The 17,684-nt window shown below is 38.0% G+C and carries 15 protein-coding genes; 9 read left to right on the top strand and 6 right to left on the bottom strand.

Annotated elements, in window-relative coordinates:
- Positions 1 to 3: 3 nt before the first annotated feature.
- Positions 4 to 588, bottom strand: coding sequence for a biotin transporter BioY (locus E4O01_RS05255; RefSeq protein ID WP_253694732.1), 585 nt, complete (start codon positions 586 to 588; stop codon positions 4 to 6).
- A 115-nt stretch (positions 589 to 703) separates the two neighbouring features.
- On the opposite strand from E4O01_RS05255, the gene E4O01_RS05250 reads away from it, so the two are divergent.
- Together E4O01_RS05250 and E4O01_RS05245 are read left to right on the top strand one after the other, a co-directional pair.
- Positions 704 to 3,241: a helicase-related protein gene (locus E4O01_RS05250; protein WP_253695180.1), complete on the top strand. Its 2,538-nt coding sequence runs from the start codon at positions 704 to 706 to the stop codon at positions 3,239 to 3,241.
- A 176-nt stretch (positions 3,242 to 3,417) separates the two neighbouring features.
- The gene (locus E4O01_RS05245; protein WP_253694731.1) at positions 3,418 to 3,945 is read left to right on the top strand and encodes a putative signal transducing protein; all 528 of its coding nucleotides are present in this window, start codon (positions 3,418 to 3,420) and stop codon (positions 3,943 to 3,945) included.
- Here the strand turns inward: E4O01_RS05245 and E4O01_RS05240 are convergent.
- The 4 genes from E4O01_RS05240 to E4O01_RS05225 form a co-directional block, all read right to left on the bottom strand.
- Positions 3,942 to 5,606 (bottom strand): tetratricopeptide repeat protein, encoded by a 1,665-nt coding sequence (locus E4O01_RS05240; protein ID WP_253694730.1) that lies wholly within the window; start codon positions 5,604 to 5,606, stop codon positions 3,942 to 3,944. The two genes, E4O01_RS05245 and E4O01_RS05240, sit on opposite strands and share 4 nt — an antisense overlap.
- A gap of 9 nt (positions 5,607 to 5,615) precedes the next feature.
- Entirely contained in the window at positions 5,616 to 6,032 is a 417-nt protein-coding gene (nusB, locus tag E4O01_RS05235; RefSeq protein ID WP_253694729.1) for a transcription antitermination factor NusB, read from the bottom strand.
- Between the two features lie 12 nt (positions 6,033 to 6,044).
- A complete protein-coding gene (locus E4O01_RS05230) occupies positions 6,045 to 7,121 on the bottom strand; it encodes an MOSP complex formation periplasmic protein, TDE1658 family (RefSeq protein WP_253694728.1) in 1,077 nt (358 codons plus the stop codon).
- Positions 7,122 to 7,222: 101 nt separating this feature from the next.
- The gene (locus E4O01_RS05225; RefSeq protein WP_253694727.1) at positions 7,223 to 9,025 is read right to left on the bottom strand and encodes an alanine--tRNA ligase; all 1,803 of its coding nucleotides are present in this window, start codon (positions 9,023 to 9,025) and stop codon (positions 7,223 to 7,225) included.
- A gap of 238 nt (positions 9,026 to 9,263) precedes the next feature.
- On the opposite strand from E4O01_RS05225, the gene E4O01_RS05220 reads away from it, so the two are divergent.
- From E4O01_RS05220 to E4O01_RS05200, 5 genes are all read left to right on the top strand, one after another.
- A complete protein-coding gene (locus E4O01_RS05220) occupies positions 9,264 to 9,692 on the top strand; it encodes a DUF2141 domain-containing protein (RefSeq protein ID WP_253694726.1) in 429 nt (142 codons plus the stop codon).
- A 63-nt stretch (positions 9,693 to 9,755) separates the two neighbouring features.
- Positions 9,756 to 11,093 (top strand): replicative DNA helicase, encoded by a 1,338-nt coding sequence (dnaB, locus tag E4O01_RS05215; protein WP_253694725.1) that lies wholly within the window; start codon positions 9,756 to 9,758, stop codon positions 11,091 to 11,093.
- An 86-nt stretch (positions 11,094 to 11,179) separates the two neighbouring features.
- A complete protein-coding gene (locus E4O01_RS05210; RefSeq protein WP_253694724.1) occupies positions 11,180 to 11,680 on the top strand; it encodes an OmpA family protein in 501 nt (166 codons plus the stop codon).
- 39 nt (positions 11,681 to 11,719) lie between these two features.
- Positions 11,720 to 12,763: an OmpL47-type beta-barrel domain-containing protein gene (locus E4O01_RS05205; RefSeq protein WP_253694723.1), complete on the top strand. Its 1,044-nt coding sequence runs from the start codon at positions 11,720 to 11,722 to the stop codon at positions 12,761 to 12,763.
- Between the two features lie 109 nt (positions 12,764 to 12,872).
- Complete coding sequence (locus tag E4O01_RS05200; RefSeq protein ID WP_253694722.1) at positions 12,873 to 13,772, top strand: hypothetical protein; 900 nt, start codon at positions 12,873 to 12,875, stop codon at positions 13,770 to 13,772.
- Here the strand turns inward: E4O01_RS05200 and E4O01_RS05195 are convergent.
- Positions 13,762 to 14,826, bottom strand: a complete 1,065-nt coding sequence (locus tag E4O01_RS05195; RefSeq protein ID WP_253695179.1) for a s-methyl-5-thioribose-1-phosphate isomerase — start codon at positions 14,824 to 14,826, stop codon at positions 13,762 to 13,764. The two genes, E4O01_RS05200 and E4O01_RS05195, sit on opposite strands and share 11 nt — an antisense overlap.
- 214 nt (positions 14,827 to 15,040) lie before the next feature.
- On the opposite strand from E4O01_RS05195, the gene E4O01_RS05190 reads away from it, so the two are divergent.
- Positions 15,041 to 16,417 (top strand): APC family permease, encoded by a 1,377-nt coding sequence (locus tag E4O01_RS05190; protein WP_253694721.1) that lies wholly within the window; start codon positions 15,041 to 15,043, stop codon positions 16,415 to 16,417.
- A gap of 9 nt (positions 16,418 to 16,426) precedes the next feature.
- Positions 16,427 to 17,614 (top strand): cystalysin, encoded by a 1,188-nt coding sequence (locus E4O01_RS05185; RefSeq protein ID WP_253694720.1) that lies wholly within the window; start codon positions 16,427 to 16,429, stop codon positions 17,612 to 17,614.
- Positions 17,615 to 17,684 lie beyond the last annotated feature (70 nt).

Genomic DNA, 17,684 nt, shown 5'->3' with positions numbered 1-17,684 from the left:
ACTTTAGGATTCCCTCAAAAAGTATTTTGCCGTAACAGGACGCAGCTTGTAAATCAAAAAGGAAACCAAGATCATCTTGATAAAATCCCCCGGCAAATAAGGAAGGCAGGTAAGGCTCAAGGCCTCAAAAAGCCCCCTCTGCGTAAGCTGCATAAATCTTGCTATCCCAAACACATAGATAAGGGCAAAGCCGGAAAAAGAAGCTGCAAGTATTTTTAAATAGCCTATAAACTTAAAACCGGCCAAGTCCTTGACACCCGGCTTTCTAAAAAAAAGAATTAAAAAAGCGGCAACTGCAAGGTAGCCGATTAAAAAACCGCCCGTAGGACCCAAAAGATGAGCTAAACCGCCCCTTCCCCCCGAAAAGACGGGAAGCCCTAATAAGCCGGCCGCCAAAAAAATTGCAGTTGAAGCCGTCCCGTAAAGCCCCCCCAAAAGCCCCGATGCCAAAATAGGCATCATATTTTGAAGCACTATGGGAACGGGAGTTCCGGGAAGAGGAAAGGCGATAAAACCGCTTACGGCAATAAGGGCCGCAAAAAGCGGAACAAAAACTGTAACAATCGAAGGTTTAAAATTTGTGCTCATATTTTCTCCAAAATAAATTGATAACCATAAAACTGCCATAGGGTAACAATTTAAGGAGCTTATGTCAAGGCCCATACTTGAAGCCTCTTCAAAAATAGGCTATAATGCTCACTATATGAAATATAAAAATCTACCGGTATACGAACAAAAAGACAGAATATTGGAAATGCTTGAGCACAATCAGGTAATAGTTGTAGAAAGCCCCACAGGCTCAGGCAAGACTACCCAGCTGCCGGTTATTTTACATGAAGCAGGTTACAGCCGTTCAGGTATGATAGGTGTTACTCAGCCGCGCCGTATTGCGGCCCTTTCGGTAAGCGAATTTATTTCAAAACAGCTTAAAGAACCCATGCCCGGCCTTGTCGGATATAAGATGAGATTTGAGGACAAGACCTCAAGCGATACAAAGATAAAAATAATGACCGACGGCATTCTTTTACAGGAACTGAAGCTCGATCCTTGGCTCAGTAAGTATTCCGTAATCTTGATCGATGAGGCCCATGAACGCAGTTTAAACATAGACTTTATCTTGGGGCTTTTAAAGCGGATAATAGCCGAACGCAAGGACTTTAAGGTAATTATTTCGTCGGCTACCATAAACACCGATCTATTTTCGATGTATTTTGACGGATGCCCGGTAATCAAAATAGATGCTATCACCTACCCCGTTACCCTTATCTTTGACCCTCCCGTAATCAAGGCCTCGACAGAAACGCAGGAAGCGGAAACGGCCCTGATGGACAAGATAGCCTCGATTGTAGGACGCATCTTAAGCGAGGGACGGAGCGGAGCCATCCTTGTTTTTCTTCCCGGAGAAAGGGCTATCAAGGACTGCATCGAAAGGCTTTCAAAAGAACCGTGGTACAGAAAACTTTTTATCCTTCCCCTTTACGGCCGCTTAAGCAAGGAAGAACAAGAGAGGGTTTTTAAGTCTCCGCCCTTCGGCAAAAAAAAGATTGTTATCTCGACAAACATAGCAGAAACCTCAATTACCATAAATGACATTGCGGTCGTCATAGATTCAGGGCTTGCAAAGCTTAACTTTTATAATCCTTTTACCTTTACTTCAAGCTTGGATGAGACCCTCATATCGAAGGCCTCTTGTAACCAAAGACGAGGACGAGCCGGAAGAACTCAGGAAGGCGTATGCTACCGACTTTATACCCGCAAGGACTTTGAAACGAGGCAGCTTTATACCCTCGAAGAAATCTACCGTACAGACCTATCCGAGGTTGTTATGCGCATGGCTGAACTCGGCATCCTCGACTTTGAAAATTTCGACTTTATTTCGCCTCCGGGTAAAAAAGGCATCATAGGGGCCATAGACACCCTTAACATGCTTGATGCCCTCGAAAGCGACCGCTCTTTAAGCAGCATAGGAAAGATGATGTGTCTTTTCCCCTTGGCTCCGAGGCAGTCAAGAATTATAGTCGAAGCTATCACAAAATACCCCGACCTTGTAGAAGAGGTTTTAATCGCCGCGGCCTTTTTATCGGCAAGAAGCCCGGTCATCTTCCCCGAGGGTGAAGAAATTGAAGCCCGCAAGGCTCATGCCCTCTTCGATGAGCCCTTGGGAGACTTTGCTTCATTCTTAAAGGTTTTTAGGATGTACTCTCAAGCCCTTGATAAGGAGAGGTTTTGCAAGATTCACTATCTTGATGACAGGGTAATGGCCGAAATAGCCAACATAAAAGAACAGCTTGAGCTCATCGTTTCAGATATGGGAGTGCCGATTCTTTCGGGCGGAAAAATGGAGCACTATCTTACGGCCATAGCCAAGGGAATGATTCAGTTTGTATGCTCGGCACAAGGAAGGGATTCTTACCGCTCCCTTACTACCGAAAAGATTTTTATTCATCCCGGCTCCTGCATGTACAAGGAAAAGGAGCAGTTTATAGTTGCAGGCGAAATAGTTAGAACCTCGCGCATGTATGCCATGTCGGTATCCCCTCTTTCAAAAAAGATAATCGAAGAGGTCGCCCCTGCCCTTTTAGAAAAAAAAGATAAGAGCTCAAAAACAGGAAAAGACGAACAGAGGGCCGAAACAAAAGAAGAAAAGAAAAAGATCGAAGAAGAAAGCGTTCTAATCGAAGGAACCCGCTATCTTATAAAAAAGATAAAGGGCAAAAAACATCTCATCCTGCCTTGGAAGGAATTTAAACTCACGGCCGAGGCTATTCGCCGAAAATATACCGAGGAAAATCAAAACGGAGCCTTGGAGCAGTTAAAGGGCTTAAGAGGAAAAATAGAAATCGGCAAAAGCGAGCTTCTATCGGGAGAAAAAATGGATTTGATTTTAAATGTAGTAAATAATTTTAATATCGAGCCAATCGAAAAAACCGCAGACGAAAAAAGATTTGAAAAACGCAAAAATTATTTTATCGAAGAGGACTTAGAAGAGCTTATAAATTCTTTAAACCTCTTATTTAGAACTACAATCGCAAAGAAAACTACAAAGCAGCTTGGCTTTATAACCCTCTTTTGCGACGGCACGGGGCATTTTTGGTTTAAAACCTCAAGAGGTTTTCACACAGCCTTGCACGAATGCCTTGTTTCCCTTCAAAGTCTGATTGACCTTGCAGGAGAAAATTTTAATGAAGATCAAAAAACAATTGTCCGCAATATCTACGGAAAAATGAATAAGATGATCTAAATTGGGAGATACGATAAACAGCTCGGCAGGAATTCTGCCTCACTGTTTATCTTCGAGTTTTGTGCTTTGCACAAAACATCGTTTTATTATATGTAGTTTTGCAAAATGCAAAACTACTTGAAAAAACTTTTTTCAGGATTTAATAATCCTTGCAAAAAGTTTTTATGGGAGTACTTATGTGGTGGTTAGTTGCCGTTTTAACCGGTATTTTTTTGTTTTTATTTTTAAAGAAATCTTGGGAAGAAAATTCGCAAGGAGTCAAATTAAATGACGGATCGACTGAAGAAAGTGAAGCCTTAGAGAATATAGTCGAAATGGAAGATGCTTTTTTTGAGGCTGTGCGTGGAGGAAAAAAGTCAATCAAATTCATGTATCTTTTTTATCAGGAAGATATAATGATAATAAAATCTCTTTTTCAAAACGAAGGCATTCCATTCCGTACAGAAAATGAGCACCTTTCTTCGATACTGGTAGGTTCAGGAGTAGCAGGAACAAACTATACAGCCTTTTATATTTTAAGAGAAGACTATGAGAATGCCTTAAAAATAGTAAAAGAATATGCTGAAAATAAATATCTTGAAAGAAATGATAAGGATTCAACAAGTTCCATAAAAAAATTCATAGACTTTGTTTCTGCAGCAAATTTTATTCCCAAAAAAACCGAAACATCGGGCATAGTAATATTTAAACTTGAAAACGATTAGTTAAGAGCCTTTAGCCTTTTTATAAGAGACGCGGCTTGATAATTTTTTGGGTTCAACTCCAAGGCATAACCTAAAACGCTTATAGCTCTATCAAAAGCTTTTTTTTCGTAGAAAATTAAAGCTATCTCATAATGGAGCAAACTCTGCTCCATTTTATCTTTGGTCATAGAAGATGCGAGGCTGTAAGCATTTACGGCTTCTTCAGTTTTCCCCAGCATATAGTACATATAGGCCGAATTTACGGTTGAGGCATAAGCATAGGCCGGAATTTGAGCCGAGGTGGCAAACTCTGAAATTGCACTTTCAAAATCGCCTCCTGCTGCCGAAGCTATTCCCAAATAAAAAGAATCTTCATACCGCTTGCCTATGTCACCTACACTAAAACAAGCATTAAAATCACCTGATTTGGCAAAATACCATTTTGCATATTCACGAATAGTCGATTCTTTTCCGTATTTTTCAAGAATCTTCCACATATCGGCCTTACCCCTTGCTTTAGAAGCATAGGTCTTATCTTTTATCTGTTTATATCTAAATTCTTCCAAAATAAATCTGGGATCAAATTCGGGGCGATTCATAGCCCTAGTTAAAAGTTCTTCCGGTAAATAGGTCATTTTGGGCGAGGTAAAATATGTCTCTTCCATTTTAAGAGAATAAAAACCTTTAGACTCAAGATAGGAAGTAAGACTATCCGGATCATTTAATTCCCTTAAAGCAAGAGCTTCACGAATATAGCGGGCTATGACAGGATAAAAATCGGGATACAAATCGATACACTCGATTAAAAGATCTACCCTTTCTTTTTCATCGGGAGCAGTCAAAGCCAAATCATAAAACGTTATCGGAGACATCTCGGGACTCCTGTCCACGGCAGCCTGCCAAAAAGCTCTGGCTCTTTCAGTATCACCCTGCCCAAAGGCGGCATCTGCAGCCAGCATCAAATGAAGACGGGCTTTTTCCGCCAATTTTCCTGAACCGCCCTCTTTATCCGCATATACAAGAGAAAAATATAAATCCCCAAAAATAGGATCAAAGACACCCAAGTCATAAACAATACAGCTCCAAAAAAAAGGATGCTCAGGAGCCGTATCCTGAGGAATTGCATAACGCAAATTTGAAGCCTCTCTTAACCGCCCCTTGGATGCCAAAGAAACAGCCGCATTTTTTAAAAAAACTTGATTTTTTGTTTTATCATAAGCGGCTTTTAAAAGACCGGAATCGGAGTTAAACGAGTTAAAATAAACATCAGCCAAAATCGAAGCTTCAGCACCTAAAGATGCATAAGAAGAATTTTTCAACCTGTCACAATACGGTAAAGCTTCAGCCGCCTTCCCTGTATCGGTAAGTACATAGGTCAATAAAGCAGGAAGTTCAACCGACTCGGGAAAACTCTTTATACCTGCCTGAAGCGAAATTAAGGCATCAGGAACGGCATTTAGTTTTAACTGTCTTTTTACAATACTAACGTAATTTGTAGAAGTTGAAGCTTTTTTTGAAAGGCGCTTTAATCCTTTTAAAGCCTTCGGTAAACGGCCCTCAGAGATTTGAGTATCAATCTTTGAAAGGGCTTGCGAAAAAGCCTGTTCATCCATTTTTTGCGAACAGGAAAAAATCAAAAACAATAAAAGGACAAGGTTTACAAAAATTATTTGCCGTTTCATTCTGAAATTTTAAGATTTATTTTTAATACTGTCAAGTACCGCATTCACAAATTTATAAGAATCATCCGTACCGAAATCTTTTGCCAAATTTATGGCTTCATCTATGACAATGGGAGCAGGAGTATCTTTTTGGTATAAAAGAGAATAAACACTCAATCTCAATATAGCTTTATCAACGGAGTTAAGTCTTTCAATAACCCAGTTGTCTAGATTTTCCTGAATTGCTTTATCTATTTCGGTAATATTTTCGATAGTACCTAAAAGCATCATTTTGGGAAAAATATATTTATCGGAACTTTCTTCAGATTCGGATTGTTCTTTTTGCCACGAGAATGTCAATAAATCATCGAGGACGGCTCCTCCCATATCCCAAGCTGCAAGAGCTTGAAAAGCGAGAATCCGTCCTCTTCGTCTGCCTATACTCATCAGAATCTGCAATTACCATGCAAAAAGCTTATCAAGCTCTGCATTGGTTTTTAAAATTTTACAATTTGCATCAGTTTTCAAACTTGTATATGTACTTTGAATAATCGTTTCAACAGCATTTAAAGCCATTTGTTGAGAGAGCATTCCCTTGATCTGATCATAAAGGGTAACCGTTGACGCAGGATCAGGTAAATCGCTTAAAGTTAAAATTTTTGCATCAAGTTTTTCAATTATAATAAAAAACTGTCTGCTGTCGGCTCTATCTTGAATATCAAAGATATGATTTACATTTTTTGAAAAAATATCCATTAAGGCTTCAGGTGTAGCATTTAAAATTTGTGCACCTATCGCATTTTTAGGTATGTAGCCTTCTTGGGCAATATAATTATTCTTTTCGGCTTCTTTTTTAATATTTGCTATTTCTTTTAAATTCTTCTTAACTCTGTTATATAGATTATTGATTTTTTCGATTTCTTCTTTATCTTTTCCTTCTTTTTTGACTGCAACAAGAAGCATTTTAACCATATCGGGACGTACAAGTTCTCCTTTTTTCATCTCATAGAAGGATCGTATTTGAGCATCTGTAGGAGTTGCCATCTTTATAATTTCTGCTTGATTCTTTGAAGATATATAGGTTTGTATCGTCAAATTATCTTTTATTATCTTTTTTAGCTCTTCAACATTATTTCCGGTCAAATTCTTCATAAATTCGTCAAGAGAAACATTTTGTTCGCGTTTTATAAGCTTTGCAAATTCGCTTTCAGTTATGGGATAATTCACTATTGTAGAAACAGCTTCGTTAAAGGCTGCATCTACTTGCGAGTTAGCAATCTTGATGTTTTCCTTTTCTGCAACTTGAACTAAAAGTTTAGTTCTCATTAACCTTTCAAGGATCTGTTTTTTGTCGTCACTTGTTTTTATATTGCCGCCTTGAGACTCGGCAAACTTAACAAGCTTTTTAAGCTGTCCAAGGGTAATAGGTTCTTTTTTTGACAGATTTATCTGTGCAATAACCTGTAAATCATTTTGAGCAGCCAAAACACTCAAAAAACCAATCAACATCACCACACTAAAAACTTTCTTTTTCATTTCATCCTCATCAATTATCCCCGCCGGGGAATGATATATTTAAAGAAGGCAAAGCCAAACTTTTGTCCTATATAACAAACTGCACAATAGATAGGTTACACTTAATGCTCAAGCACAGCCCTTATGCGTCTTACTCCGGAGGAGGAAGACTGCTCTTTTTTTATTACAAAATTACCTAAAACACCGGTTTTTTCGACATGGGGACCGCCGCATACTTCTGTAGAAAAGTCTCCTATCTTGTAAACCTTTACAACATCCTCATATTTTTCGCCGAAAAGAGCCATAGCTCCTATTTTTTTAGCCTCATCCAAGGGCATAACTTCCATGGTTACCGGTAAATCGGCTTTTATGGCCTCATTTACAAGACGCTCAACTTCCTTCTTTTCTGCTTCCGTCATAGGTTCAGGATGAGAAAAGTCAAAGCGCAGCCTTTCAGCCGTTATATTTGAACCCTTTTGCTGAACATGATCACCTAAAACTACCCTCAAAGCCTTATGCAAAAGATGCGTAGCGGTGTGATAGGCTGTCGTCTGCTCGGAATGATCTGCAAGACCGCCCTTAAACACCTGCTCGCTTCCCGCTCTTGAAAGCTCTTGATGCTTTTTAAAAGCCTCATCAAACTCTTCCCTATTAACCGTCAATCCCGATTCTGAGGCAAGCTCTTCGGTTAACTCAATAGGAAAGCCGTATGTATCATAAAGCTTAAAGGCCATCCTTCCGGGAATAATCTTTTTGGGATTCTTTAAAAGATTGGGGAGCATTTTTTCGAATTCGGCCTCGCCTTTTTTTAAGGTTTCAAGGAATTTATCCTCTTCGGCTTTAAGCTCGGTTAAAATTAAAGTTTCGTTGTCTTTCAGCTCGGTGTAAAAGTTTGAATTTTGCGCGATAACGGCAGCAGCCGGAACCGATAAAAAGTTTCCGTCTATGCCGAGTTTTTTGCCGTGCCTTACTGCCCGCCTGATAATTCTTCGTAAAACATAGCCCGCCCCGATATTTGAAGGGAGAGTAGTTTTAGGATCTCCTAAGATAAAACAGGCAGTTCGGATATGGTCAGCTATAATGCGTATTGAGGCATCGGTTTTTTCGTTATCGCCGTATTTTACACCGCTCAAGTCTTCAATCGATTTAATAATCGAGGTAAAGGCCTCGGTGTTATAAACTGAAGGCTTACCTTGAAGCATGGCAACGGTACGCTCAACTCCCATTCCGGTATCTACACATTTTCTTGTCAGTGGGGAATAGGAGCCGTCCTTGTTTTTGTGGTATTGCATAAAAACATTGTTCCAGATTTCGACGTACTTACCGCAGCTGCATCCGGGGCCGCATTTATCGCAACAAGCTTTTTTTCCCGTATCTATAAAAATTTCGGTATCGGGACCGCAGGGGCCGGTTTCTCCGGCAGGGCCCCACCAGTTATCTTCTTTAGGCAAAAAGAAAATTTTATCTCTGGAAACTCCCAAGCTTTCCCAAATGGAAGCCGACTCTTCATCTCTGGGGGCGTTTTCATTTCCTTCAAAAACCGTAAAGGAAAGTTTATCGACGGGAATACCTAAGTATTTTTCGTCGGTTAAAAATTCAAAGCTATAAGAAATAGATTCTTTTTTAAAATAGTCTCCCAATGACCAGTTGCCCAGCATTTCAAAAAAAGTTAAGTGAGAAGCATCTCCTACATCGTCTATATCGCCTGTGCGGACACATTTTTGCACGTCGGTTAAACGGGTTCCGGCAGGATGAGGTTCTCCCATCAAGTAAGGAACTAACGGATGCATACCAGCCGTAGTAAACAAAACCGTCGGATCATTTTCGGGTATTAGAGAGCGGCCCGAAATCTCGACATGATTTTTACTTTTAAAAAATTCTATATATTTTGAACGAAGTTCATCAACCGTAATATCTTTATTCATAGCACGATATTTTAAGGAATAAGAAAGAAATTGTCAATACGTCGATCAAAAATGTACATCCGTGTACATTTTTGATCTTCGAGTATTTTTGCTCTGCAAAAAACTCGTAAGAATAGAACCACGGACATCCGTGTCCGATACTGAATGTACCTCCTTGTACATTTTAATCGGGTAAAGATTTTTTACGGCAATGCCGAATAGGAAAATATACATAAATGAAAATAATAGGAGAAATACGATGAAAAAATCGATTTTTATTTTTGCAATTCTTTTTACGGTGTTCACAAATCTACATTCGGAAGAAGCAAAACCGGAGTTTGAAGTTACTGTTAACATCACAAACATTACGGCCATCGAAGGAAAGCTCTTTTTAATGATCTACGGAGACGAAAAATCTTTTAAGAAAAAAGAACCTTTAAAGACGGTAAGCATTAAAGTAGACGGCAAAGATATGAGCATAACCGAAAAACTTCCTGAAGGAGAATATGTTTTCTTTGTTTACCAAGACTCCAACGAAAATGATAAACTGGATAGGAACTTTTTAGGTATGCCTAAAGAACCCGTAGGATACAGTAATCATAAGGGCGGAAAACCGAAAGGATTTAAAAAATTAAAAGTAGAAATTAAAGAGAAAAAAAGCGTAGAAGTTAAACTTTTTAAGATTTAAAGTTTTTTCGGCTAGATTTTAATCTTACTATCTGTTAAAATAGCCCTTCGTGAGAGGGAAGTTATGGATGGTATAAAAAATTTAAAAAACAAGCTTCCGCCCAACAATATGGAAGCGGAAAAGGCCGTTTTGGGAGCGATTTTAATAGATCCGGATGTCTTTACCTTTGTAAGGCCTATATTGGATGCAGGAGCTTTTTATTCTCCTCAACACCAAAAGATATATAAGGCTATTTCGGAATTAGACACCCGCTCCCAAAAGGCCGATATTTTAATATTAACAGACTACCTTCGTTCTACAAATGAATTGGAAGCAGTCGGAGGAGCAGGATATATAGCTTCTTTGACGGATGAAGTTCCAAGCTCTGCAAACTACGAATTTTATGCAAAAATAGTACTGGAAGCTGCCATAAGAAGGAATCTGCTAAAAGTTTCCAATAAAATTTCGGCTGATGTTTTTGATGACAGCATATCGAGCCGCACCGTACTTGAAGAAGCCCAAAAAAGCATCTTTGACCTTACGGAAGCCGGAAATTCCGCAACTTTTAAATCTCTCGCAGAAGTTATAATGCCCACCTTGGAAGTCCTCGAAAGACTTCATGAACGTAAAGGAGAGTATACCGGCGTACCGTCCGGTTTTACCAGCTTGGATAATATGACTTACGGGTTTCAGAATTCCGAATTTATCATTGTGGGAGCCCGTCCTTCGGTAGGAAAAACGGCTCTTGCCATGACTATGGCTGCCCATATCGCTATCGACGAAAAAATACCGACAGCCTTTTTTTCCCTTGAAATGTCGGATATGCAGCTGGTACAGCGATTGATTGCGTCCAGATCCAAGATAAATTCCAACAGGATAAGATCTGCAAACCTCACGGCAAGAGATTTCGGAAAAGTCTCAGAAACTTGCGGAGCTCTTTATGAAGCACCGTTTTACCTTGTAGATATGCCGAATATGAAGCTATTGGATTTAAGGGCTATAGCCCGGCAGCTTTGCAGCCCTCCATATAACGTAAAAATCATTTTTATCGACTACATCACTCTTATTACCGGTGAAAATGCAGCCGTACCGCGCCATGAACAGATTGCAGAAATTTCCAGATCCTTAAAAAGTCTGGCCCGTGAGCTTAATATTCCGGTGGTAGCTCTTTCTCAGCTTACACGAGATGCTGAAGGGAAAAAACCCGGACTTGCCGACATAAGGGAATCAGGCTCTCTTGAACAGGATGCCGATGTAGTTATGTTTTTGCACCGCGAAAGGGTTGATACAAGCGAGGATGAAGCAAAACCCATTCCGACAGAACTGATTTTGGCAAAACAAAGAAACGGCCCTATCGGTACCGTGCCTCTTCTATTTTTATCCCAATATACGACCTTTGTTACCGAAGCCAAGGAGAAATGATTTACATAAAAATCATAAAAAATCCTTGACTATTGACAGGAAAAGAAGCATAATATACTTAAGATTATTATTTTAAGGAGGTTTCTTTGAAAAAAGTAAGAGTATTACTTTTGCTGTTGTCTGTTCTTTTGTTATTTTCGTGTAAGTCTGCCCCTAAACAAGAAGAAAAGCCGGCTGAACCTGAAAAAGTTCAAGAACAGGAAATGGTAAAAGAAGAAACTGATAAGAAGGCGGAACAAAAAGATATGCAGGATGATTTCTACGTAATTTATTTTGCACCGCAATCCTATCAAATCGATCAGTTTACTGCACAAAGACTTAAAGAAATAAGCGAAGATCTAAAAGCAAAAAATGTAAAGAAAATCGTAATTTCAGGCCACAGTGCAAAACTCGACTCGCAAAAGGATGAAGATCGCATCGCATTACAGCGGGCTATCGCTGTAGCAGGCTATTTTCAAAAAATGAAACTGTTTGATGCGAACAGCATAATCGTCGAAGGTAAAGGAGCAGCTGAACCTGCCCGTACCCATTCGGAGATTACTGAACGTTTCAAAAACCGAAGAGTAGAAATTCACAGTGTAGAATAAACACTATGAAATTTAAAAAAATCATTTTGGAGGTAACTAATGATTAAAAAATTTTTTTTTGCAGCAGTATGTTCGCTTTTATTTGTTTCAGCTTGGGCTCAAGCTCCTTCGATTGTCGGAACCGATTATGTCCGTCCTGCAATCCACTACGTGGAAGAAGGTAAAAACTATGTAAACAGTGACGTATTTTTTAAACTCCGCTCAACCGATAAGGAAACCGGACTTGAATTTGTAGAGTTTGCCTTAAATGGCGCCGATTTTATGAGATACAAAAACCCCTTCCAACTTCTTGAAGAAGGGAAATTTGATATTTCATACAGGGGCTTTGATAACAGCGGAAACTTGGAATTACCCAAAACTTTTTCGGTAATAGTAGATAATACGGCTCCCGATACAATAATCAAAACAACAGAACCTTTGTATAACGATGGTGTAATAGTATACTGCTCAGCAAACACAAAATGGTATGTTTCTGCTGCCGATATCGTAGGCGGAGCAGGTGTAGCAGCCGCTTATATGGGAACAGATCTAAATGCTCTCAAACTTTCAGGAAACGGAAGAGAATCGGAGCAAACCTATGTTTCATTTGATGCTGAAGGTCCCGTAAATCTTTATTATACGGCCATTGACAATGTAGGTAACCTTTCTCCCATTAAACTGCTTGCAGTTACTATAGACAAAACTGCACCTGTTGTAAGCCTTGCAAACTCCAACCGTCTTATCAACAAGGATGAGGAATACATGATATTCCCCAGCAAGAGTGTTGTAGATGAAGAAGGAAGAGTTATTGTTTCTACAAGCGAAACGGTTTCTTTTGCTGCAAAAGATGAACTTTCAGGTGTTGATGCAATTTATATAAAAGTAAACGATGGAGAATATACTAAATATGTTGAACCCATCCGATTTACACAAAATGCAGTTTACAACATTGAGGTTAAGGCTATCGATAATGTAGGAAATGTTTCTGATCCCGTTTTATACACATTCTATGTTGATCAGATAACACCCAATTCCGATGTCGATATCATCGACAGAGCCGGGAATCTTATCCAGCCCACAACCCCCGCAACAAATGCCGAATAAAAAAATTGAGGCATCGCCGATTAATCGGCTTCCGATATAATCGGTAAATAACAAAAGCCGAAGTAAGAGTTAATTCTCCTGCTTCGGCTTTTATTGACATAGACATACGATGAAACAAAAAAAAATATATTCAGTAGTGCTTATTCTCATCGGCTTTGTAAATTTTTTAGGAAGAGCTGAAGAACCCGGCAAGCTTGAAATTGAAACCGGACTAAACTATCCCCTTAATTTTAATATATCCTTATCTTATTTTTTACGGTTCCACATGGAAAACAATACTGCAAAATATACGGAACTGAAGTTGAATGGGAGCTTAAAACCTGCAAATATTTTAGGATCCTTTAATTTAAAACTGGCATATTTACCTTTTATAAATTTTATTGCAGAAGCCTCACTGGGAACAGGCTGGGCCTACCCTGCTCTAAATTTTTACGGCATTGCAGAAAATCAAAATGTCAATAATTTTCAAGTTATTGAACCTCTATATTTTTCAAAGTTGTTTTTTAATGCTCAAGGCGGAATTGAATTATATTTTAATTTAAACTCCAAAATAAGAAACGAATGGGCTGACCTCATTTTAAAAACAGAGCATTTTATAAATTATAAGGCTCTTTTTCCTGCAAGAAAAGAAGATTTTTGGTTTTTTGATAATGATTTAGGGGAAAACAGAAACGGAGCAGCTTATAAAGGTTCTTACTCCATAGAATATAATATGCCTCTATATTTGAACGGAATAAGGCTTGAGTTTATTACTTATAAAAAACTATATAAACCTCTGCCGGGTACAATAAACAAGGCTGAAAAATTATGGAACTTCGAATTAAGGAGCTCTTTATTTTTTAAGCCTGCCGAAAAAATACGCATAAAACTTAATGCTGTGTGGAAAACGGCTCCTATTTACTATAACTTTAAAGACAAAACACATTTTACCAAAAAAATCATAAACTCAAAAAAAATTATCGATATGTTTTTTGAATCGGCCGGAGTCAGTTTGATATTTAAATTATAGGCTTAAAAAAACCGGTGTCTGTAATTATACCTGAACAAAGATCGTAAGGGGTTATATCAAAGGCAGGATAAAGGCCTGAAATTAAACCGCTTTTATTTTCTTTCTCAGTTTTACAATCCGAAGGCAAAATCGCAGTTCGTTTTCCCATAGCGTAGAGTGTTTCTTCGGGATTGCGGTATTCTATTTTTACCTTACTTGCGCAAGCGTAGTTTTTATCGGGAAAGCCTATTGCATAATAAGGAACACCGAAGTATTTTGCAGCTATAGCCATTTGAAGTGTACCTATCTTGTTTATAATAAAGCCGTCAAGAGTTATAACATCGGAAGCTGAAACGCAAAAATCAATTTTTTTTTCGCTCATAAGAAGAGCCGGCATATTATCCGTAACAACAGTCGTATCAAAGCCCATATCATAAGCCAAAGAAGCTGTTAAGCGTGCTCCTTGAAAATAAGGCCGGGTTTCAGCACAAAAAATTTTGATTTTTTTATTAGTCTCGTTAAACTTACGCAAATATCCTCCTACCGTCGTTTCACCAAAACACTGGGTTAAAATTGAAGATCCGTCAGGAACCAAATCCGCGAAAATAGAGCCGGCTGCCGTATTTTTTTTATAACGTCTGTTATTTTGCTCCACGGCATTTTGCTTTAAGGATGTGATAATATCATTTGAGGAGACACCATTTTTTATTAGAGACTCAAAGAGGCTCAAGGATTCGGCAGTAACAGCTTCCATTGCCTTACTCGTAGTCGGCCGGGCATGGGATAAAGCATAGGCAGCTTCTTTCATAAACTTAATATATTCAGCTTTTGAAAGATTTTTCCCTTGATAGGCAGCAAGAGCCATACCCATAGCAGCCGCAGCAAATGGGCCGCCGCTTTGGGTCACCATATCGGCAATAGCTTTAACAACTTCCTCATATTTTTTACACACACAAAATTCCGTTTTTGCCGGATAAACACGCCTGTCTAAAATACGTACCTCTCCGCATTCTTCATCAAACCAAGCAACATTTTCATATTGCAAAATAAAACCCAAATTATAATCTTCGCGCATTTTCAAATTTTTACCGATTTTCCTATTTTTTTATAAGTTGTATAGTAATTTATTTAATAATATAAGCATTTTTTATAATTTTGTCAGTATAAAATGAATAAAAACAATTAAAAGACTTGCATTTTTTAACAAGGTATTTTATAATATACTTAATAGTTAAGGATATAAATAATAAATAAGCTTAACTATATATCAATATAAAGGAGAGTGTAGTATGGAAACAACAAAAGAAAAGAGAAATTTAAATTTATTTAACATTTTCTCTCTAGGTTTTGGTGGAGCTGTAGGTTCCGGGATCTTTGTGCTAACCGGATTGGGTATTGCCGCTACCGGCAAATCCATATTGGTATCAATTATGGCTGGTTGTATTTTTATGCTTTTGGCATATTTTTACAATGTACTTTTATCATCAATGTTTATGTTTGAAGGAGGTGATTATAGTCAAAAAGCATTGGTTTTTAATCCTTTTTTTACAGGTGTAAATGGATATATAACATTTATTAATGGTTTTTCTGTCGCTATGTATGGTCTTGCGATGGTAAACTATGCAGGAATAGTACTACCGCAAATTATACCATACACAAAATTAATTGCAATCATAATTATTACTTTATTTTTTGCGGCAACAATAAGAGGCTCAAAGTTTATATCCACAATAAACAATATAATGACTGTAGTATTAATTGCAGCAATTGTCTTTTACATTGTATTCGGTATTCCAAAGGTAAAACCTGGATATTTCTCCGATCCTAATTTTTTTACTGATGGATTTAAAGGAGTTATTGCAGGAATAGCAATTATGGGATGGGCATGCCAGGGAACCACAATGGGCCCGGTATCGGTATCGGCTGTTACAATGAAACCTAAAAAAAATATACCTTATGGTATTTTTCTTGTAACAATAGCAATTGCTATCGTTTATGGGTTAATGGGTTATGTATCGGCAGGAGTTCTTCCCATAAGCGAGGTCGCAGGCCAAAATCTCTCACTTGTAGCCGCCGAGATTTTTCCAAGATCAATTTTCATTCTCTTTATAATGGGAGGAGCTGTTTTTGCCATAGCAACATCAATGATTACCGGTATAATAATGGTTCGATATCCAATACTGAAAGTGGCACAAGCAGGTTGGCTGCCAAAATTTTTTACAAAAACAACTAAAACAGGTTATCCATGGGCTGTTTACGGTATTTACTATATCCTGTCAATTTTACCGGTTTTGCTTGGGTTAAAATTAGATGCGATCGTCTCTTTGGTAATGATACCTGCTATGTTGACAAATTTATATACAAATATAAAATGTATTAAGGTAATAAGAGACTATCCGGAACAATGGAAAAAATCTGTATTGCATATGCCTAGAATACTTATGGATATCATATGTATACTCTCGGCACTTTGTGCGGCAATCGTTTGTTATAACTTATTTATGATGCTTTCTACAAAAGAAAAACTTTTTATGATAGGTATTATGGTCATAATATCGATCCTCTCAATTTACAATTTAAAAGCCGGAAATGTAAAAATTGAAGAATTGGAAGCAAATAAAAGGCAAATTATAGAAGATGCCTTACTTGCTGAAACGGAAGAATAGGAGAAAAAAATGGTTTACGATTTTACAACAAAAATTTCAAGGAAAAATTCAGGTTCACTCAAGTGGAATTTAATGTATTCGCAAAATCCCCAAGTTGGAAATGATGTGGTGCCTCTTTCGGTGGCCGACATGGAATTTAAAAATCCGCCGGAACTTATTGAAGGTTTAAAAAAATATCTTGACGAAGCCGTGTTAGGATATACAGGCCCAACTGACGAGTATAAAAGAACCGTAAAAAAATGGATGAAGGATAGACATAACTGGGAGATTGAAACAGACTGGATAATAAATACGGCGGGAGTCGTTCCGGCATTGTACAATGCTGTTAGGGAATTTACAAAACCGGGCGATGGAGTTATTATAATAACCCCTGTTTACTATCCTTTCTTTATGGCTGTAAAAGATCAGGAGCGCAAAATCGTAGAATGTGAACTGTTGGAAAAAAACGGATACTATACGATCGATTTTGAAAAACTGGAAAAACTATCCAAGGATAAAAATAATAAAGCCTTGCTTTTTTGCTCTCCTCACAATCCTGTGGGCAGGGTCTGGAAAAAAGATGAACTTCAAAAAATAAAGGATATAGTTTTAAAGAGTGATCTTCTTCTCTGGTCAGATGAAATTCACTTTGACTTAATTATGCCCGGCTATGAACATACAGTGCTTCAATCTATCGATGAAGCTCTTGCCGACAAGATGATTACTTTTACAGCACCATCAAAAACATTCAATATAGCAGGAATGGGTATGAGCAACATAATAATTAAAAATCCTGATATGAGGGAAAGATTCAAAAAATCACGGGATATTACAAGCGGAATGCCATTTACAACACTAGGCTATAAGGCTTGCGAAATTTGCTATAAAGAATGCGGAAAATGGCTGGATGAATGTATAAAGGTTATAGATAAAAATCAAAGAATCGTAAAAGAATTTTTTGAAGTAAATCATCCCGAAATAAAAGCACCTCTCATTGAAGGCACTTATTTGCAATGGATGGACTTTAGAGCATTGAAAATGGAGCATAAGGCTATGGAAGATTTTATGATTCACAAAGCTCAAATATTTTTTGATGAAGGCTATATTTTCGGAGACGGAGGAATAGGATTTGAAAGAATTAACTTGGCAGCTCCTTCATCCGTTATTCAAGAAACATTAGAAAGATTAAGCAAAGCTTTAAAGGATCGAAAAAAATGACATTAAAAAGTAAAATTTTATCGTGAGTAAAATTTAGGCCTTCTTGTGTTTCATCTGTGAAGCATAAGAG

Origin of the sequence: Treponema sp. OMZ 790 (genome assembly GCF_024181285.1) — a bacterium.
GTDB lineage: Bacteria > Spirochaetota > Spirochaetia > Treponematales > Treponemataceae > Treponema_B.
Note: the sequence above shows the minus strand (reverse complement) of the source record. Positions and strands in the feature narration are given on the sequence as shown.